The sequence below is a fragment of the Sandaracinaceae bacterium genome, from assembly GCA_016706685.1.
Taxonomy (GTDB): Bacteria; Myxococcota_A; Polyangia; order Polyangiales; family Houyiibacteriaceae; genus JADJJE01.
Map to the genome: position 1 here is coordinate 284,434 of JADJJE010000003.1, position 19,021 is coordinate 303,454.

Genomic DNA, 19,021 nt, shown 5'->3' on the forward strand with positions numbered 1-19,021 from the left:
CTCAGCGCACCGCGGCGCCGTCGCGACGCTTGGTCGGGACGATCTCTCCATGGAAAATCCAACACTTGACGCCGACGGTGCCGGCCTTGGTCATCGCGACGACCTCGCCGTAGTCGATGTCGGCCCGCAGCGTGTGCAGCGGGACGCGACCCTCGCGATACCACTCGCGGCGCGCGATTTCGGCGCCACCGAGGCGGCCCGCGGCGTTCACGCGGATGCCCTTGACCCCGAACTTCATCGCGGTCTGGACGGCCTTCTTCATGGCGCGGCGGAAGGCCACGCGGCGCTCGAGCTGCGTCGCGATGCTCTCGGCGACGAGCTTGGCGTTGGTCTCCGCCTTGCGGACTTCCTGGATGTCCACGAAGAGCTCGTTCTGCGTGAGCTTCTGAAGGTCGGCCTTCAGCTTCTCGACGCCGGCGCCACGCTTACCGATGATGATGCCCGGACGCGAGGTGAAGATGACGACCTTCGCCTTCGTGGCCGCGCGCTCGATCTCGATGTCGGCGATGCCCGCGTTGACGAACTCCTTGAGGATGCGCTTCTTCAGCTTCAGGTCCTCGTGGAGCCACTTCGCGTAGTTCTTGTCCTCGTACCACTTGGACTTCCAGGTCTTGACGACGCCAAGGCGGAATCCGTACGGGTGTACTTTTTGGCCCATTACTCGATCACTCCCCGTCGCCAACGACGACGGTAATATGGCTCATGCCTTTGACGACCTGCGTCGCACGACCCATCGCACGGGGGCGCCACCGGCGCATGTGCTGGTTGGGCGCCTTGTCCGCGAAGGCAACCTTGATGACGAGCTCATCGAGGTCCACCGAGTCGTCCTTGAGGCGGACGTTCGCGATGGCGCTGTCGATCAGCTTGTAAACGATGGGGGCGGCGGCCTTGGACGTGAACCGGAGCTCGTTCAGAGCAACAGCCGCGTTCTTCCCGCGCACCATATTGAGCACCACTCGCGCCTTACGGGGCGAAATGCGCTGAAATCGTGCTTTTGCGATGGCTTCCATGACGACTACGACTTCCTCGATCGCGAGGGTGAACTAGGCCCGAGACCACGCTGCACGCGCCAGGGATGGCGTCGTGCGCGGAGGGTCGGCGGATCTAGCATGGGACGGGGCGTCCCACAAAGAGGGTTTTAGCGCTTGGCCTTTTTGTCGGCCACGTGACCGTGGAACGTACGGGTCGGGGAGAACTCCCCGAGCTTGTGACCCACCATGTTCTCGGTCACGAACACGGTGATGAACTTCCGCCCGTTGTGCACGGCGAAGGTGTGCCCAACGAACTCGGGCGTGATGGTCGAACGACGCGACCAGGTCTTGATCATCTTGCGATCGCCAGCGGCGATGGCCGTGTCGACCTTCTTCTGAAGATGGTCGTCGATGAAGGGACCCTTCTTGACTGAACGAGCCATTACTTCTTCTTCCTGTTCCGAACGATGAACTTCGTCGTCGTCTTGTTGGTCCGCGTCTTCTTGCCCTTGGAGAGCTGACCCCAGGGCGAGCACGGGTGACGACCACCCGAGGTGCGACCCTCGCCACCACCCATGGGGTGATCGACCGGGTTCATGGTGACGCCACGGTTGTGGGGACGACGCCCGAGCCAGCGGGTACGACCGGCCTTGCCGTGCGTGACGCGCGCGTGCTGCGGGTTGCTGACCTGACCGACGGTGGCCCGGCAGAGCAGGTGCACCAAGCGCACCTCACCAGAGGGCAGGCGAACCTGCGCGTACTCGCCATCCTTGGCCATGAGCTGCGCGGCGGTGCCGGCCGAGCGGACGAGCTGAGCGCCCTTGCCGATCTTGAGCTCGATGTTGTGGATGACCGTTCCGAGCGGAAGGTCACGGAGGCGCATGCAGTTGCCGGGCTTGACGTCGGCGTTCTTGCTGGCCACGACCTTGTCACCGGCGTTGAGACCGTCCGGCGCGAGGATGTAGCTCTTCTCGCCGTCCGCGTAGTGAATGAGCGCGATGCGCGCCGAGCGGTTGGGGTCGTACTCGAGGGCCGCGACCGTGCCGGGGACGCCGACCTTGTTGCGACGCCAGTCGATCAGACGGTAGGCCCGCTTGTGTCCGCCACCGCGGAAGCGCGAGGTGACTCGGCCGCTGTGGTTGCGTCCACCCGTGGAGCTCTTGGACTCGAGGAGGGCCTTCTCCGGCGCCTTCTTCGAGAGGCCAGCGAAGTCCTGGGTATCGTAGTAACGACGCGACGGCGACGTTGGCTTGAAATGCTTGATCGCCACGGTTCAGGCTCCTTCGAAGTATTCGATCGTGCCCTCGCTGAGGGTCACGAACGCTTTCTTCCAGTTGCGAGTCTTGCCCATGCGACGGCCCATCCGCTTGGGCTTGCCGCGCACGACCAGGGTGTTCACGTCACTCACGGTGACCTTGAAGAGTTCTTCCACGGCGGCCTTGATCTGGATCTTGTTCGCGCGCGGGTCGACCTCGAACAAGTACTTGCTCGCGGTCTGCAGGGTGGTGCTCTTCTCGGTGAGGTAGAGCGGTCGCTTGATGACGTCTTCGAGATTCATGATGCTCTCCTCAGGCGCAGCGCTTCTCGAGCGCTTCGACCGCGCTCTTCGTGAGCACGAGGCTCTCGTGACGCAGCAGGTCGTACAGGTTGACGCCCTCGGGCGGAAGAAACTGGAACGCCGGGAGATTCCGCGCGCTCATGCGCAGCTTCTCGTTGTTCTTGGCGTCCACGATGATGGCGCTCTTGCCGACCTGCAGCTTGCCGAGGACCTCGGCCAGCTTCTTGGTCTTGATCTCCACCAGCTCGAAGTCGTCCACGACGAGCAGACGCCCCTCGTTGAGCTTCAGGCTGAGGGCACCGCGCAGCGCGCCGAGGCGCATCTTGCGCGTCGGACGGTAGCTGTAGTCGCGGGGCTTGGGGCCATGAGACTGACCACCGCCGACCATGGTGGGGGAGCGCTTCGTACCGTGACGAGCACCACCCGTACCCTTTTGGCGGTAGATCTTGGTCTTCGAACCAGCAACCTCGGAGCGACCCTTGGTGCTGGCGGAACCCGAGCGGCGAGACGCGAGCTGCGCCTTGACGACATCGTAGAAGAGCGCTTCGTTGACCTTGGCCCCGAACACTGCGTCCGAGAGCTCCAGCTCACCGACGTCGCTACGGTCCAAGTTATAGACTCTGATCTTCGGCATGAATAACTCCGAGTGATCCCGTGAGAGAAGGCAGACGCCCGCTCAGGACTTGATCTTGATCTCCACGTCAACACCAGCGGACAAGTCGAGCTTCATGAGCGCGTCCAAGGTCTGCTGAGTCGGGTCGAGAATGTCCAGGAGCCGCTTGTGGGTGCGGATCTCGAACTGCTCGCGCGACTTCTTGTCGACGTGAGGTCCACGAAGGACCGTGAATTTGTTGATGCGGGTGGGGAGCGGAATCGGCCCCGCCACACGAGCGCCGGTGCGCTTTGCGGTGTCGCCGATTTCGCTCGCCGATTGGTCGAGCAACCGGTGGTCGTAGGCTTTGAGCCGAATGCGGATCTTCGTAGCCGATGCCATGGTTTATTCCCGTCTACCTAAAACCGTTGAAGAGCGAGGAGTTCGGCCGAACTGTCGACCGGTTACTCCACGCGGAGTGAATCACGCAAGAATGGTGGCGACGACGCCGGCGCCGACGGTGCGACCGCCCTCGCGGATGGCGAAGCGCTGCTTCTCTTCCATCGCGACGGGGTAGATCAGCTCGACGGTCATCTTCACGTTGTCGCCGGGCATCACCATCTTGACCTCTTCCGGCAGGCTGATCTTGCCGGTGACGTCCATGGTCCGCATGTAGAACTGCGGGGTGTAGTTGGCGAGGAACGGCTTGTGACGGCCGCCCTCTTCCTTCTTCAGGACGTAGACCTCGCACTCGAACTTGGTGTGCGTCTTGGACGAGCCCGGCTTCGCGAGGACCTGGCCGCGCGAGACGGCGTCCTTCTCGATGCCGCGGAGGAGGCAGCCCACGTTGTCGCCGGCCGTGCCCTCGTCGAGCAGCTTGCGGAACATCTCGACGCCGGTGACGACGGTCTTCTGGGGCGCCACGAAGCCGAGGATCTCGACCTCGTCCTGCGGGTGGATCTTGCCGCGCTCGATGCGGCCGGTGACCACGGTGCCGCGGCCCTTGATCGAGAACACGTCCTCGATGGCCATCAGGAACGGCTTGTCCACGTCGCGCTCCGGCGTCGGGATGTGCGAGTCGACCGCGTCCATGAGCGCGACGATGGAGTTGACGCCCATCTCCTTGCCCTGGATGGCGAGCAGCGCGGAGCCACGCACGATGGGCGTGTTGTCGCCGTCGTACTGGTACTTGCTGAGGAGCTCGCGGACTTCCATCTCGACCAGCTCGAGCAGGTCGGGGTCATCCACCGCGTCCACCTTGTTCAGGAAGACGACCATGGTGGGCACGCCGACCTGACGCGCGAGGAGCACGTGCTCCTTGGTCTGCGGCATGGGGCCGTCCACGCCGGACACCACGAGGATGGCGCCGTCCATCTGCGCGGCGCCCGTGATCATGTTCTTCACGTAGTCCGCGTGACCCGGGCAGTCGACGTGGGCGTAGTGACGCGCCTCGGTCTGGTACTCCACGTGGCTGGTGGCGATCGTCACGGTCTTCGTCGCGTCGCGAACGGTGCCGCCCTTGGCCACGTCCTGGTACGAGATCACGTTGCCGCCGTGCTTGTCGGCCATCACCTTGGTGATCGCCGCCGTCAGCGTGGTCTTGCCATGGTCGATGTGACCGATGGTCCCGACGTTGATATGCGGCTTATTGCGAACGAACTTTTCTTTGCCCATGGTGGTCTTCCGTTTCTAGGAGGTCGGTGTCGCGTTGACGGAGTGGGAGCTGACGCTCACTCACCCTTGGCCTTCGCAATGATCTCGTCCGAAATATTGCGGGGCACGGGTTGGTATTCTTTGAAGCTCATCGTGTGGACCGCGCGCCCCTGTGTCTTGGAGCGAAGGTCGTTCACGTAGCCGAACATGTTGGCGAAGGGCACGGTGGCGCTGATGATCTTCAGCCCCGGCACTTCTTCCATTCCGGTAATGGAGCCACGACGGGAGTTGAGGTCGCCGATGACGTCCCCCATATAGTCCTCCGGCGTGCGAACCTCAACCTGCATTACGGGTTCGAGAAGCTGAATTCCAGCTTTCTGTGCCGCCTCTTGGAATGCGAGTGATCCCGCGACCTCGAAAGCAGCCGCGCTCGAGTCCACGTCGTGATAGCTGCCGTCGAAGACAGCCGCGCGACAGTCAATCACGGGATAGCCCGCCAGCACACCGCGGGTCATGGCGTCGCCGATGCCCTTCTGGATGGCCGGGATGAACTCTTTCGGGATGACGCCGCCGACGAGCTTGTTCTCGAACACGTAGCCCGCGCCGGGCTCGCTGGGTCCGAGCTCGATCCAGCAGTGGCCGAACTGACCACGACCGCCGGTCTGCTTGATGTAGCGCCCCTCGGCCTTGACGGTCTCGGTGATGGTCTCGCGGTACGCGACCTGCGGCGCGCCGACGTTGGCCTCCACCTTCCACTCACGGCGCAGGCGGTCCACGATGATCTCGAGGTGCAGCTCGCCCATGCCGCTGATGATGGTCTGGCCGGACTCTTCGTCGGTGTGTGCGCGAAAGCTCGGATCCTCGGCCGCCAGCTTGCTGATGCCCTCGCTGAGCTTGCTCTGATCCGCCTTGGTCTTCGCCTCGATCGCGATCGAGATGACCGGCTGGGGGAAGTCCATGCGCTCGAAGATGACGGGGTGCTTCTCGTCGCAGAGCGTGTCGCCGGTGGTGGCCGTCTTGAGGCCCACGGCAGCGCCGATGTTGCCCGCGTGGATCTCTTTGATCTCTTCGCGGTTGTTGGCATGCATCAGGAGGATGCGGCCGATGCGCTCACGCTTGCCCTTGGTGGAGTTGAGCACCGTGGTGCCGCTCGCGAGGGTGCCCGAGTAGACGCGGAAGAAGGTCAGCTGACCCACGAAGGGGTCGTTGAGGATCTTGAAGGCGAGCGCGCTGAACGGCTCGTCGTCCGAGGCCTTGCGGGTGACCTTCTTTTCGGGATCGTCCGGGTGCTCACCGACCATGTCGGCGATGTCCACGGGCGAGGGCATGAAGTCCACGATGGCGTCGAGCAGCTGCTGCACGCCCTTGTTCTTGAACGCCGAGCCGCAGAGCACGGGCACCATGCGGTGGCTGAGACACCCGACGCGCACGGCAGCCAGGATCTCGAGGTCCGTGAAGTTGGTGTCGCCATCGAGGTAACGCGCCATGAGGCGGTCGTCGATCTCGGCCACCTTCTCGATGAGCGTCTCGCGGGCTTCTTGCGCGGCGAACTCGGACTCCGCCGGAATCGGGATGACATCCCACTCCGCGCCGAGCTTGTCGTCTTTGAAGCGGAGGGCGCGCATGCGCACGATGTCGATGACACCCTCGAGCGCGGTCTCTTCGCCCAGAGGGATCTGGATGGCCACGGCCGGCGCATTGAGCCGCTCTTTGATGGACCGGAGCGCGCGATTGAAGTCGGCGCCAACCTTGTCCATCTTGTTGATGAAGCACATGCGCGGGACCTTGTAGCGGTCCGCTTGGCGCCACACGGTCTCGGACTGCGGCTCCACGCCCTGCTTGCCGTCGAACACGGCCACGGCACCATCCAACACCCGCAGTGAGCGCTCCACCTCGATGGTGAAGTCCACGTGACCCGGCGTGTCGATGATGTTGATGCGGAACTGATCCGACGTGTTCAACCCCTCGTTCGGCGTCCAGAAGCACGTGGTCGCAGCCGACGTGATCGTGATGCCACGCTCCTGCTCCTGCTCCATGTAGTCCATGGTCGCAGCCCCATCGTGGACCTCGCCGATCTTGTAGTTCACCCCCGTGTAATAGAGGATGCGCTCCGTCGTCGTGGTCTTCCCCGCGTCAATATGGGCCATAATGCCGATATTTCGGGTGCGTTGAAGTGGGAACTGGCGAGCCAAGGTGTGTCCGGAGGAGCGTGGGTCAACGATGCGACCCGAGTCGAAGAGGGGTGAGTGAGCGTGCTGTGCAGGCTCTGTGGTTTTTGGATGCAAAAATCCCCCTCCGACCTTTGATTGACCACCCTTGGGTCAATCTGGGCCCGTAGGCCGTTTCGGAGAGGGACTGAGGAGGCGACGCGGTTGAGTCAGCGGTGCTGGCTCGGTGTTCCCGGGCGACTCTCTCTATATTGCGAAGTTCATGTACTGGTCAGGTCTGCTCCGGCCCGGGTGGTATCCATGAAGGACCTACCCGAACGGTTGGGTTGGGTTACCCCTGGTTTCACCAGCGGTAGTGCGCGAACGCCTTGTTGGCGTCGGCCATCTTGTGCGTGTCTTCACGCTTCTTCACGGCGGCGCCGCGGCCCTGAGCGGCTTCCACGAGCTCGGCGGCGAGACGCTCGACCATGCTCTTCTCGCCGCGACGGCGGGAGTAGGACACGAGCCAGCGCATGGCCAGGGCGGTGCGGCGGTCGTTGCGGACCTCCACGGGCACCTGGTAGGTGGCGCCACCAACGCGGCGGCTCTTGACCTCCACGCGGGGCTTGACCTGGTCGAGAGCCTTCTTGAAGACCTCGAGGGGCTCCTGCTTGTAGCGCTCTTCGATGATGGTGAAGGCTCCGTAGAGGATGCCCTCGGCGGTGGACTTCTTGCCACCGAACATCAGGATGTTGGCGAACTTGGCGACGACCTTCTCACCGTACTTGGCGTCCGGGAGAACTTGGCGCTTATCTGCTTGGCGGCGACGACTCATGTTCGTTTAGCTCTCAGCTCTTCGGGCGCTTGACGCCGTACTTCGAGCGACGCTTGGTGCGCGTCGCCTTGTTCGTGTTGGAGGGACCCGCCGCGCCGGTGGCGTCGAGCGTGCCGCGCACCACGTGGTAGCGCACACCCGGGAGGTCCTTGACGCGACCGCCGCGGATCAGCACCACGGAGTGCTCTTGAAGGTTGTGACCCTCACCCGGAATGTACGTGGTGGCCTCGATCCCGTTGGAGAGGCGCACGCGCGCAACCTTGCGGAGGGCGGAGTTCGGCTTCTTGGGCGTGGTCGTGTAGACACGGACGCACACACCGCGCTTCTGAGGGCAGCGCTGGAGCGCGGGGGAGTCCGTCTTGACGACGAGCTTCTGGCGTCCGTGGCGGACGAGCTGATTGATAGTCGGCATGTGTAGCGAAATTCAACAGCGCCGGGAACGTACCCAGGGCGTGAGGGACGCGGAGAATACCGGCCAAACGCGGGGTGTCAAGGAGCTTTCACCGGAAAATGGATCGTTTCCGGGGGCTTGCGGGGGATCCTTGGGCTTTCGAGCGATCAGAAACGCGTGATCAGCCCGGCGCTTCCGAGGCCCAGTTGCACGCTGAGTGTAATTGGCGCCACGCCGTCGTTTCGTCCTGGCTGACCCGCCAACGCCTCGCTGCCCCCCAGGCGCAGCCGCCGCTGCCGGCGCTCCGGCACGAAGTTGACGTGGGCTTCGATGATCCCGACCAGCATCAGCGCCACGAAGCCGCCCGTGAGGATGTAGTTGCTGACCCTCACGCGGCGCTCTCGGTCGATGAACTGGAGTTCTTCCGGCGTGCGGGGACCGCCGGGAGGGCTCACGTCCAAGGCGCAGTTGGACGGATCGGCGGTACACTGGGCCGAGATCGCCAGGAGAGATCGGTGGCCGATGTAGGTGCCCAGCGAGCCAGCCAGCAGGGCTAGTTGCCCAACGGCCAGAGTGGCACCGAAGATCCTGTTTCCATTGCGGAATTGACCCACCCCGAAGGGCACCGTGGCCAGGGCGCGCGAGTTCGGGAGCACGATCGTCTCGTAGTTGGCGAGCTCTTCCAGGTGGCGCAGCCGCTCCTGTTCGGCGGCCATCCGCAGCAGACGCTGGCGCTCCTCCTCGTCCAGCCGCTCGGCCGCCGCGCGTTCCGCCTCACGCTGCCGGGCCTCGAGCTGGGCGCGCGCCTCGTCGAACGCGGTCTGGACGGCCGCCGGGAAGCTCAGGGGGTCCAGGGTGTAGGCCGGGTCCTCTTCGAGGAGCTGGCGGAACTGGTCGCGGGCCTCGTCACCACGCCCCATGAACAGGTATGCGGCGCCGAGGTATTTGCGGGACTCGAGGCGCAGCGCGACGTTGCGCACCCGCGGCACGGGGCCGAGCACCAGGTCTTCGAACAGCCGCACGGCCACCTCGAAGTGCTGGGCGTCATACTGGGTGCGGGCCGCCTCGAAGTCCTCGAGGTCGTCCGCCAGCGCGGGGAGCGCCGAGAGAGAGAGCGCCAGCGCGACCCCCACGGAGAGCACGGCACCCCAGAGCGGGCGCGACAGGCAGGCCGATCCCGGGCGCTGTCGGGGTGGCGTCATGGAGACCGGAAGAGGGTTGGCAAGGGATCAGTCGGGCGCTGGCGTGGGTGGAGTCTCCTGCACGGTGAGGCTGGGCTCGAGGGAGGCGCGATGCTCCGTGAGCTGGCCTGCGCGCAGACGCACCACCCCTGTATAAACCCGATGACCTTCCGCTGTCACGGTCAAGCGCCGGGTGTCCTCGGCGCGGGACATGGGCACCGAGAGGATCTCCCGTGTGCGGCCTTGGGCAGGCGCCCCCGAACCGCCCGCCACGGCCACGTCGGCGGGCGTGTTGGCCACCACGTAGACGCTGGCGGGCCGGAACGCGAGCCGCAGCGGCAGCTCGAAGGGCTCCTCGCCCACAGGCACGTCCGCCACGAAGGTGCGCTCCACGCAGCACTCGGCGCCACCCACCACGCGGAACGTGTGTCGCCCCGGGGCCAGCGTGACCTCACGGAAGCTGGGACCAAAGGCGCGCAGCGCGCCGCCGTCGACCGCGATCTCCACATTGGCGGGGGACGGCTGGAAGACCACTTGCCGGGGACCGCGGGGTGTGACGCGGGGGCTCGACCGACCGTCGCGCGGCTCGCCAGAGTCCTCGGAGCCACCATCCGTGCCGGGAGGTTCTGCGACACCGACCGCCGCGTCGAGGAGGGAGCCAGCGGCCAACGTGGGAGCGTCAGCGCGCAGGCGCCCCTGGTCGCGAGCGCCGGAGGGCCGGTCCGCCAGCGCGTCGTCGCCGGGAGCATCTGCTTCCGTGCGGTCGGCCCCTTGGGCCGCGAGGCCAACGGCGAGCGCGATGAGCAGCGCGCCAGCGCCCGCGAAGACCCACGGCAGCGGGCTGCGCCTCGTGGAGCCGAGGGTCTCGATCTGCCGCAGCGCCTCGGCGTTGCCCTCGTCGAGCGCGAGCACACGGTTGAACGCGTCCATGGCGGCAGGGATGTCCCGCGTGCGGATGCTCTCCGTGCCCGTGCGGATGAGCTGCGCCACGCTGCTCTTGGTCAACGCGGTGGCCGTCTCCACGGGCTCTTGCAGATAGGCGATGACGGCGGCGTCCGGGTCGCTGAGGCCCACGCTGTGGCACCACGTCACGAGCGCCGCCGAGAGTTCGGCCGCGTTCGCGTAGCGGTCTGCTGGGCTGCGCGCGAGGCAGCGGGCGATGATGCGCGCCAGCCCAGCGCCGATGCTGGGCCTCACCCGCAGCGGGTCCATGTACTCGGCGTCCATGACGCGCCGCAGGATCTGGTGTGGGTTGCGCCCCGTGAAGGGCAGGCGCCCACAGGCCAAGTAGTAGAGCACGGTGCCCAGCGCGAAGAGGTCGCTGCGCTCGTCCACCTCGCCCGTCTCGACCTGCTCGGGGGCCATGTGGCCCGGCGAGCCCAGGATCTGGCCGGTGGCGGTGAAGGACTGCGTGTCGAGGATCTGCGCGATGCCGAAGTCCGTGAGCTTCAGCGTGCGGCCCTCGTGGATCATGACGTTCTCGGGCTTGACGTCGCGGTGGACGATGCCGTGCGCGTGGGCGGCCTCGAGCGCGCGGGAGATCTGGAGCGTCATGGCCACCGCGATCTCGGCGGGCAGCTCGGGGTGCTGCGCACCGAAGTCCTTGAGCGTGGGGCCCGTGAGCAGCTCGGCGGCGATGTAGCTGTGCTCGGAGTCCGCGCCCGAGAAGTCGTACACCTCGAGGATGTGGGGGTGCTTGAGCCGCGCCACGCTCTTGGCTTCGCGAGCGAAGCGCTGGCGCGCCTCCGAGGAGGCTCGCAGGTGCGGGTGCAGGATCTTGAGCGCCACCTCGCGGTCGAGGTGCGTGTCGCGGGCGCGATAGACCGTGGCCATGCCGCCGTGGCCCAGCTCCTCTTCCACCTCGTACTTTTCGACTCGCTGCATCGCCTCGGTGTCACGCAGCGTACCGCGCGCGCAGAAGGGTCAGCTCATCGCGCGCGAACCGCAAGCGTCACAGCGCGTGGCGAACACGGGCATGGGCTTTCGACAGTGGGGACAGGGGCGGTGCCCCGGCAGCGCGCCCTGGTCCACGGCCACCAGACGGGGCGCGTCGGGGTCGGTGCTGTCCGCGGCGACCTGCAGGTGTCCGCCCAGCAGCTGGTCGTCCGGGAGCGCGCTCACCTGGCGCAGCGTCGCGGCCAGCCCGGTGAGCTGGCGGTCGTCCAGCACGGTGTCGAGCGACGCGCGCGTGCGGGCCCGAAAGCCGACGATGACGCCGAGCGTCACGGGGCTGTAGGCCTTCACGGGCGGCCAGGCGCAGGGTCCGAGATACGCGTGGGTGGCGCTGGGCACCAGGCGCGTCAGCTCGAGGGCGGCATCGCGCGTCTCGCTGGGGCTGAGCTGCACGTGGAAGCGCTCGACCAGGGCCTTCGCGTCCGTGGCGTCTTGCTGCTCGAAGCGGAAGAAGAACGCCACGTCGGTGGCGTGCTCGGCCAGGCGCACGCTGCTGGCCTGCACCAGGCGCTCACGGTCTCCGGACGAGTCGCCGCGCATCACGAAGTAGACGGCGATCACCGCGCCGCCCACGAAGACGAGCGCCACCAGCGCCACCAGCACCAGGAGGATGGACATGCGGGCGGGATAGCACGAACGGAACGGCGGGGCGCTAACGCCCTGCGAGCCGCAGCTCGTCCACGGCGCCCAGGATCTTGGGCAGGTCGGTCTTGGGGCGCCCCGTGCGGTCACACACCCACGTGGCGGCGCCCGGGATGGACTCGCTGGTGTAGATGGGCGCGGTCCGCATGGTGGCCAACTGGATGGCCGTCAGCACCGAGCGCGCCGCGCTGAGCCAGAAGCCGTCGCCCAGAATGACCGCGGCCCGGTAGGGCGAGTGGCGCTGCACACGAGAGAGCTGGCCTGCGGTGACCAGGCGAATGTCCGGCTCGGGCAGCGGGATGTTGGCCTCCACCACCAAGATGGTGCCCAGCCGGCGGTCGTTGTGGTCGGCCGCCAGGGCCTCGAAGTCGCGCACCGCCAGGTCGACCACCCCGGCGTCGATGCGAGCGCGGAAGTTCACGAGGTGGATGTCCTCGAAGCGCGCGATGGCCCCGAAGGCCCCCGCATGCCGGAGTTCGAGCTTGCTCATGGTCTATGCGTCTCCGATGCGCAGCGCGCCGTGCCACATGCCGAGGTAGAGCGCCGTGTCGCCGAGGCACATGGTCGCCCAGGCGTTGTCGTGGGCCTTCGAGATGTCCCCCTCGAATACCTTCACGCGGTACACGGTCTTCCCTGCGTTCAGCAGGTCGAGCCCCAACAGCTCCCAGCGCTCGCGGCCCACGCGTGGCCGTGCCGAGGCGTGGCCGTGCGGCACGGGCTTCTCCAGCACCGTGCGCGAGTAGATGTACACGACGCCGCGGCGGGAGGCCTTGGGTGGCGAGGTGACGACGTTCACGTCCTTGCGCTCCCACGCGACCGTGAGCTTGCCGTCCGCGCTCATGCGCAGGCATGTCAGCCCGGGCACGTCTTCGTAGCGGAACATCTCGAGCGGGTTCGAGTACCCGTAGGTGTTGCCCACCACGATGAGCTCGCCCTGGAACGCGATGACGGAGTTCTCGCACTCGCTGCCGCCCAGCCCGGCGAACACCGGCACCTTGGCGCTGGGCACGTTGGCTTTGCCAGCCGCCTCTTGCGGCAGGACAACCACGTTCATGGGGTTGGCGGCATCGCCGATGACCACGTAGTCCCCCGCGAGCGTGGGCGTGGTGCCCGAGGCCCCGGTCACCCCGCTGAACTTGCTCTTCCCGTTGGCCCGGTACCAGTTCTCGTACTCGTAGCTCCACTTCAGGACCACCGCGTCGGCCTCCCGCGCGCAGCGGGTCATGACGTGCTCGCTGACCACGAAGGCGCCGCGCGCGCTCGAGCAGAAGGAGTTCTCGATGCGGCTGGGCTTGCCCCCGTGTGTGAGCCGGAGCGGGCTGACCGGCGGACACCCGTCGGGCACGGCGATGCCGACGTAGCCGTTGTCGCTCACCCACCAGTAGCCGCTCTCGGGCAGCTCACCGGCCGCGAGCGGGGTGCTGGTGTGCACGGGCTGCACCGCGATCAGGTTGCCCGCGTTGGGCACCGTGGCGGGCAGGAACTGCTCGTCGAAGCCGCCGATGGCATTGGGCGCGAGCACCATGACGCCGTTCCGGTTCCAGGAGACGCCGCCCGGGGCGACCAGGCTGCGCGCCAGCGGCACCACCAAGCGGCCCAGCGCATCCACGAAGCAGTAGGTGCCTCCCGCCACCTGACTGAACAGGCGCCGCGGGTTGAACATGGCGTCGCTGGTCCGCATGTTTCGGTGCGGGATGCGATGCACGTTGAGGGGCTGGAGCGTGTCTTTGTGGAGCCGCACCACGTAGGCGCTCTTGCGCGTGAACGTGATGCTGAGCGGGTGGCCCTCGGCGTCGAGGCCGAACCCGGGGCACATGCCGCCCATCTGGAGCACGCCCTCCTTGCGCTGGAAGTAGCGGAGCTCCACCTGCGCTGCCGTGGGGCCGATGCGCCCGACGTCACTGGCGCCGCAGTCGTCATGCATGCTGTGGGGCGGTGCGGTGGTCATCGCGGTGGCGGGGGCAACGGCCAGCTCGTCGGCGCGCCTCATGACGGACGCGTCGCACAGGCTGGCGTGATGCAGCGTCGCCTTCGGGGTCTTGTCAGCCCAGCTCATGTCTCGGCTCCCGCGAGCGAGACTATAGGGATGGCGCGCGCGGGGGAAGCCCTGTTCGCGCTCCGAGAGTCATGGGCCGACGTCGAGCGTCGCCAGCCACGTCCGGGCCTCGGCGACACTGGCGAAGACCTTGTGGGGATACTCGAAGGGCGAGAGCCACATGACCGCCGTGAGCGCACCGCGCACCAGCGCGGATGACATCACGTAGGCCTCGCCGCGGCAGTAGCGCCGCGTGTGTTCGCGGTTCCGGGCGGAGAAGTCGGCGAAGAGCTTGCGCACATCGGCGCCCGGCACGCCGGCCTGGTTGGCGTCCACGAGCAGCGTGTACGGCTCCTTGCGCGCGAAGACACGCTCACGCAGGGCGCTGGTCATGGCCTCGGCTTCGCGCACCCCGAGGGTGCCTCGCAGCACGAGGCTGACGCGCGGGAAGGAGCCGCTGTCGAGAGTGAACGGCGACTGCGGGGCGGCGAGGGATTCGGTGGAGGGTGGCGTCATCGGGGCTCGGGTGGCGGTCCAGCGGGCGACGCTACGGGGTCTCGGGCCTCTGGGAAAGAGACCCTGGTCGTGGACACCCGGCCGGGGACGTCGGTGGCAGCGTGGACGCTCGGGGCGGCGCAGCGTCTTGACCACATTCCGGGAGGGCTGTAGACGCAGCCGCATGACTGCGCCCGTTCGTGTTCGCTTTGCGCCCTCCCCCAGCGGCTACCTGCACATCGGTGGGGTGCGCACGGCCCTCTACAGCTGGCTGTGGGCCCGCAAGCTGGGCGGCACGTTCATCCTGCGCATCGAGGACACCGACGCGGAGCGCAGCACGCAGGAGAGCGTGGACATCATCCTCGACTCCATGCGCTGGCTGGGGCTCGACTGGGACGAGGGCCCGGACGTGGGCGGGCCGAACGCGCCCTACCGGCAATCGGAGCGCCTGGACACGTACAAGGACCACGCCGAGAAGCTCATCGCGAGCGGGCACGCCTATCGCTGCTACGCCACGAAAGAAGAGATCCAGGCCGCCCGCGACGCGCACACGGCCACGGGCACCAAGGACGGCTTCGTGTTCGAGAGCCCCTGGCGCGACCGCACCGATGGCGACCCGTCGGAGCCGCACTCGGTGCGCTTCAAGTGCCCTCGCGAGGGCAGCACCACGTTCGTGGACCTGATCCGCGGACCCATCGAGGTGGCCCACAGCACGCTCCAGGACTTCATCCTGCTGCGCAACACGGGGCTGCCGCTCTACAACTTCGGCTGCGTGGTGGACGACGTGACCATGGGCGTGACGCTCGTGGCGCGCGGTGACGACCACATCATCAACACCACGCCGCAGGTGCTCATCTACCAGGCGCTGGGCGTGCCGGTGCCGGAGTTCGCGCACCTGCCCATGGTGCTGGGCCCCGACGGCAAGCGCTTCAGCAAGCGGCACGGCGCGGTCAGCGTCATGGAGTACCGCGACCTCGGCTACCTGCCCGACGCGGTGCTGAACTACCTGGCGCGCCTGGGCTGGAGCCACGGGGACCAAGAGGTGTTCACGCGCGAGGAGCTCATCCAGCACTTCGACTGGGCGCACTGCGGGAGCCAGGCCGGCAAGTACGACCCGAAGAAGTTCCTGTTCGTGCAGGAGGAGCACCTGCGCCGGCAGCCGGACGCATGGCTGGCCGAGCTGACCCAGCCGTACCTCGCGGCGCGCGGTCTCGAGGTGGCCGCCGACGACGCGCGCGTGCTGGCTGCCATGCCGTACATCAAGCCCCGCAGCAGCCTGCTGCCGGACCTGGCGCTGAACGTGGACTACTTCGTGCGCGACGTGCCGGAGCAGGACGAGAAGGCCGCGAAGAAGTTCCTCACGCCCACGGCGGCGCCGCGCTTGCGGGCGCTGGCGACGCTAGTGGAGCGCACCGAGCCGTTCTCCCAGCCGGCGCTGGACGCGGCGGTGACCGCGTGGCTCGAGGCCGAGGGGCTGGCCATGAAGGACGTGGCCCAGCCGGCGCGCGTGGCGCTGAGCGGCCGTGGACAAAGCCCCGGCCTGTTCGAGGTGATGGAGGTGCTTGGGCGCGAGGTGTCGTGCGCGCGCCTGCTGTCTGCCGCAGAGCAGGCCGAGCGGGCCACCGAGAACACGAGCCCCGCGTGAAGCTGGCCGAGCTGCACCCGCGCGCGTTCTTCCTCGAGACGTGGCAGCAGATGGACCGCGAGGCCGCCGAAGAGCGCGCCGCGCGGGACGCCGCGGGGCTCGGCTACGACTGGCGGCCAATCATCGCGCTGCTGGCGAGCGCGGTGCTGCTGACGCTGATGGAGTACATCGGCAATCGGCACTGGCTGGACGAGTGGATCACACGCGACCAGCCGCTGCAGTGGGCGCGTGACTGGCGCCGCTCCCCGCACCACGAGCGTCTCTCCTGGGCCTGGTGGGCGGGCTGGCGCGTGCTCGGCTATTTCCTGCTGCCCATGATCTTGGTGCGCCTCTATGGCGAGCGCGTGCGCGACCAGGGCCTGTCCACCAAGGGGCTGCGCGAGCACCTCTGGCTCTACGTGCTGTGCTACCTGGTGGTGGCCGTGTGCGTGCTGTTCGTCAGCCGCAGCCCCGAGTTCGTGAACTACTACCCCTTCTACAAGGGCGCGAACAAGAGCTGGGCCGACTTCCTTGGCTGGGAGCTCATGTACGCGGCGCAGTTCTTCGCGCTCGAGTTCTTCTTCCGCGGCTGGTGGCTCAAGGCCTGCAAGGCCCAGATGGGCAGCCACGCCATCTTCGTGATGACCGTGCCGTACGTGATGATCCACTTCGGCAAGCCCATGCTGGAGACCTTCGGCGCGTGCATCGCCGGCGTGGTGCTCGGCACGCTGGCCATGAAGACGCGCTCCATCTGGTCGGGTTTCTTCGTGCACGTGGGCGTGGCCATCAGCATGGACCTGGCCGCCATGATGAAGACCATCGGGCTGCCGACCACGTTCTGGCCGCCGGGCGGGTGAGCGGCCTGCGCGGATGGGACGATCCGATGCGGCACCCGGCAGACCACATGGTAACTTTCTCGCGTGACCAGTAGCGCCATCATCGAGCGGCTGAGCGGGATCTGCTCGCGCGTGGGGTTCGACCTCCACGCCGTGGACGCCGACGTGCTGAGCCGGCTGGCGCTGCTGGCCGAGCTCTCGCAGACGGTGACCGACCTCGAGCGCATGGCCGACCTCGCGTTCCGGCTCTTTCGCCACTACGACGCGACCGACTGGCAGGAGGCGTGCGGCGCGCTCGAGCGCCGTACGGTGGTGTTGGGCTGCCTGTTCTCCGACATCGGCAAGACCGGCCCGAAGGACGCCGACCCCAGCGGTCAGCGCCTGATCGCAGAGATGTTCTCGGTGGAGGGCGTGGAGGACGTCATGCAGCCCGTGCGCCGCTTCCTGCAGCGCTACTTCCCGGAGGACGCCGCGACGCGCATCACGCGCCTCGAGGCGCTGGGCATCTCGCCCGACTTGCCCATGCGGCACTTCTGGAACCTGCACACGGCATGGACGCTCGAGATCATCGACGGCGCAGGCGTGCCCGCGGAGGCGGTGGCGGCCGCGGCCTCGCACCACATGCTGGACAACATCAACCCCGACGCCATCGTCGGCGCGGACGACCGCTTCACACGGCGCTTCGGCGCCAACACCTGCTTCGACCGGGCCGAGAAGCTGGTCATCGTGCTGGACAAGTACGACGCGCTGCGGCGACGCGGACGCCTCTCACACGCCGAGGCCATCGCATGGCTGATCGAGCGGCTGGCCAAGAACGAGCGCTTTCGGGGGGATCGCGAGCTCACCACGCTGATCGCCGACATCAACGCCGTGGCCGAGGACGAGGCCCAAGAGCAGGCGGGTTGAGCGGGACGGCTAGCCGATCTCCACGCGATCGCGGCCGCCGGCCTTCGCGCGGTAGAGAGCCTCGTCGGCGCGCGCGAAGGTGCGGTCGGGCTCCTCGGGGCTGCGGTACTCCGTGATGCCTGCCGAGGCCGTGATGCGCAGCGACACCTCCGCCGTGGTGAACACGTGCGCCGCGAGCGCGCGCAGGATTCGCTCGATGGTGGCCTGCGCGTCGGCCAGCTCGGCGCCGACCAACAGCACGGCGAACTCTTCACCGCCCCAGCGCCCGAACAGGTCGGTTTCGCGGAGCTCAGCGCGCAGCACCGCGGCCACACCCTTCAGCACCTCGTCGCCCACCAAGTGCCCGTAGGTGTCGTTGACCGCCTTGAAGAAGTCCACGTCCAGGATGGCGAACGAGAACCCCCCGCCCTCGCGCTCGCAGCGCTTCTTTTCGAGTGCGAAGGCCTCCGCCAGGTAGCGCCGGTTGTACGCGCCGGTCAGCTCGTCGCGCATGGCCATCTCTCGGATGCGCTCGAGCGCGCGCTCGAGGTCCAGGTTGCGGTCCGCCAGCTCTTGGTTGCGCTCGCGCACGCGCGCACGGAGGCGGTTCACGTAGCCGGCCAGCGAGCTGAACTGCGCCATGGCCACCAGCACCGAGAACCACTGGAGCATGTCCACACGCGTTTGGACCTCCTCCGGACGCCGGAAGAGCATGAGCAAGATGACGGACGAGTACCCCAGCAAGATGAACGCGGTGAAGTAGATGAAGTCGCGCGTCCGAAAGCTGTAGAGCCCGTACATGGTCACGGACAGCAAGAGCACCAGGAACGCGCCCCGCGCCTGGCCCGCGTGATACATGGCGTAGAGCACGGGCACGCTGGCCAGGCACAGCTGCAGCAGCGTGATGTTGGGGTCGCGAAAGCGGAGGTTCAGCCCCGAGCGCAGCAGCCCGAAGAGCACCAGGTTGATGGGAATGACCATCAGCGTCACGGCCAGCACGACGCGCGCCCCGTAGAAGCCGAGCAGCCACGCCCCCACCACCACCGCGAGCGCCAGGCCGTAGGACACGAGTCCCGTCAGCAGGCGCTTCTCACGCAGACGCTGGGCGCGTTGCTGCGCGCCCGGGTCCTGGCTGAAGCGCTTTGGTGTCTCGAGGGGAAACATCAGCGACGCAGCATACACTCATGCACGTGAGGGATGAGTTCTGACCCGGCATCGGTAGA

21 protein-coding genes are annotated in these 19,021 nt (G+C 67.2%); 3 read left to right on the forward strand and 18 right to left on the reverse strand.

Going from position 1 to position 19,021, the window contains the following annotated elements; genetic code table 11:
• Window position 1 precedes the first annotated feature (1 nt).
• The 17 genes from rpsC to IPI43_07235 form a co-directional block, all read right to left on the reverse strand.
• Window positions 2-658 (reverse strand): 30S ribosomal protein S3, encoded by a 657-nt coding sequence (rpsC, locus tag IPI43_07155; protein ID MBK7773904.1) that lies wholly within the window; start codon window positions 656-658, stop codon window positions 2-4.
• Window positions 659-665: 7 nt separating this feature from the next.
• The gene (gene rplV, locus IPI43_07160) at window positions 666-1,010 is read right to left on the reverse strand and encodes a 50S ribosomal protein L22 (GenBank protein ID MBK7773905.1); all 345 of its coding nucleotides are present in this window, start codon (window positions 1,008-1,010) and stop codon (window positions 666-668) included.
• A 128-nt stretch (window positions 1,011-1,138) separates the two neighbouring features.
• A complete protein-coding gene (gene rpsS / locus IPI43_07165; GenBank protein MBK7773906.1) occupies window positions 1,139-1,414 on the reverse strand; it encodes a 30S ribosomal protein S19 in 276 nt (91 codons plus the stop codon).
• On the reverse strand, window positions 1,414-2,241 hold the full coding sequence (rplB, locus tag IPI43_07170) for a 50S ribosomal protein L2 (GenBank protein MBK7773907.1): 828 nt from the start codon (window positions 2,239-2,241) through the stop codon (window positions 1,414-1,416). The genes rpsS and rplB overlap by 1 nt, the downstream gene beginning before the upstream one ends.
• Window positions 2,242-2,244: 3 nt before the next feature.
• Window positions 2,245-2,529: a 50S ribosomal protein L23 gene (gene rplW / locus IPI43_07175; protein MBK7773908.1), complete on the reverse strand. Its 285-nt coding sequence runs from the start codon at window positions 2,527-2,529 to the stop codon at window positions 2,245-2,247.
• A 10-nt stretch (window positions 2,530-2,539) separates the two neighbouring features.
• The gene (rplD, locus tag IPI43_07180) at window positions 2,540-3,163 is read right to left on the reverse strand and encodes a 50S ribosomal protein L4 (GenBank protein ID MBK7773909.1); all 624 of its coding nucleotides are present in this window, start codon (window positions 3,161-3,163) and stop codon (window positions 2,540-2,542) included.
• Between the two features lie 42 nt (window positions 3,164-3,205).
• A complete protein-coding gene (gene rpsJ / locus IPI43_07185; GenBank protein ID MBK7773910.1) occupies window positions 3,206-3,523 on the reverse strand; it encodes a 30S ribosomal protein S10 in 318 nt (105 codons plus the stop codon).
• An 81-nt stretch (window positions 3,524-3,604) separates the two neighbouring features.
• The gene (gene tuf, locus IPI43_07190) at window positions 3,605-4,795 is read right to left on the reverse strand and encodes an elongation factor Tu (GenBank protein MBK7773911.1); all 1,191 of its coding nucleotides are present in this window, start codon (window positions 4,793-4,795) and stop codon (window positions 3,605-3,607) included.
• A 56-nt stretch (window positions 4,796-4,851) separates the two neighbouring features.
• On the reverse strand, window positions 4,852-6,966 hold the full coding sequence (gene fusA, locus IPI43_07195) for an elongation factor G (GenBank protein MBK7773912.1): 2,115 nt from the start codon (window positions 6,964-6,966) through the stop codon (window positions 4,852-4,854).
• 319 nt (window positions 6,967-7,285) lie between these two features.
• Window positions 7,286-7,756: a 30S ribosomal protein S7 gene (gene rpsG / locus IPI43_07200; GenBank protein ID MBK7773913.1), complete on the reverse strand. Its 471-nt coding sequence runs from the start codon at window positions 7,754-7,756 to the stop codon at window positions 7,286-7,288.
• A 13-nt stretch (window positions 7,757-7,769) separates the two neighbouring features.
• Window positions 7,770-8,168 (reverse strand): 30S ribosomal protein S12, encoded by a 399-nt coding sequence (locus IPI43_07205; GenBank protein MBK7773914.1) that lies wholly within the window; start codon window positions 8,166-8,168, stop codon window positions 7,770-7,772.
• A gap of 146 nt (window positions 8,169-8,314) precedes the next feature.
• Window positions 8,315-9,349 (reverse strand): hypothetical protein, encoded by a 1,035-nt coding sequence (locus IPI43_07210; protein ID MBK7773915.1) that lies wholly within the window; start codon window positions 9,347-9,349, stop codon window positions 8,315-8,317.
• A 27-nt stretch (window positions 9,350-9,376) separates the two neighbouring features.
• The gene (locus tag IPI43_07215) at window positions 9,377-11,212 is read right to left on the reverse strand and encodes a serine/threonine protein kinase (protein MBK7773916.1); all 1,836 of its coding nucleotides are present in this window, start codon (window positions 11,210-11,212) and stop codon (window positions 9,377-9,379) included.
• Window positions 11,213-11,251: 39 nt separating this feature from the next.
• The gene (locus IPI43_07220; protein ID MBK7773917.1) at window positions 11,252-11,899 is read right to left on the reverse strand and encodes a hypothetical protein; all 648 of its coding nucleotides are present in this window, start codon (window positions 11,897-11,899) and stop codon (window positions 11,252-11,254) included.
• Window positions 11,900-11,933: 34 nt separating this feature from the next.
• Window positions 11,934-12,413: a hypothetical protein gene (locus tag IPI43_07225; GenBank protein ID MBK7773918.1), complete on the reverse strand. Its 480-nt coding sequence runs from the start codon at window positions 12,411-12,413 to the stop codon at window positions 11,934-11,936.
• Between the two features lie 3 nt (window positions 12,414-12,416).
• Window positions 12,417-13,979, reverse strand: a complete 1,563-nt coding sequence (locus tag IPI43_07230; protein ID MBK7773919.1) for a hypothetical protein — start codon at window positions 13,977-13,979, stop codon at window positions 12,417-12,419.
• Window positions 13,980-14,048: 69 nt separating this feature from the next.
• The gene (locus IPI43_07235; protein MBK7773920.1) at window positions 14,049-14,474 is read right to left on the reverse strand and encodes a hypothetical protein; all 426 of its coding nucleotides are present in this window, start codon (window positions 14,472-14,474) and stop codon (window positions 14,049-14,051) included.
• Between the two features lie 163 nt (window positions 14,475-14,637).
• Between IPI43_07235 and IPI43_07240 the strand changes: the two genes are divergently transcribed.
• The 3 genes from IPI43_07240 (at window position 14,638) to IPI43_07250 (ending at window position 17,819) form a co-directional block, all read left to right on the forward strand.
• Entirely contained in the window at window positions 14,638-16,098 is a 1,461-nt protein-coding gene (locus IPI43_07240; protein ID MBK7773921.1) for a glutamate--tRNA ligase, read from the forward strand.
• Window positions 16,095-16,934, forward strand: a complete 840-nt coding sequence (locus IPI43_07245) for a CPBP family intramembrane metalloprotease (GenBank protein MBK7773922.1) — start codon at window positions 16,095-16,097, stop codon at window positions 16,932-16,934. The genes IPI43_07240 and IPI43_07245 overlap by 4 nt, the downstream gene beginning before the upstream one ends.
• A gap of 63 nt (window positions 16,935-16,997) precedes the next feature.
• Complete coding sequence (locus IPI43_07250; GenBank protein ID MBK7773923.1) at window positions 16,998-17,819, forward strand: hypothetical protein; 822 nt, start codon at window positions 16,998-17,000, stop codon at window positions 17,817-17,819.
• Between the two features lie 9 nt (window positions 17,820-17,828).
• Here IPI43_07250 and IPI43_07255 read toward each other — a convergent pair whose 3' ends face one another.
• The gene (locus tag IPI43_07255) at window positions 17,829-18,962 is read right to left on the reverse strand and encodes a diguanylate cyclase (GenBank protein ID MBK7773924.1); all 1,134 of its coding nucleotides are present in this window, start codon (window positions 18,960-18,962) and stop codon (window positions 17,829-17,831) included.
• Window positions 18,963-19,021 lie beyond the last annotated feature (59 nt).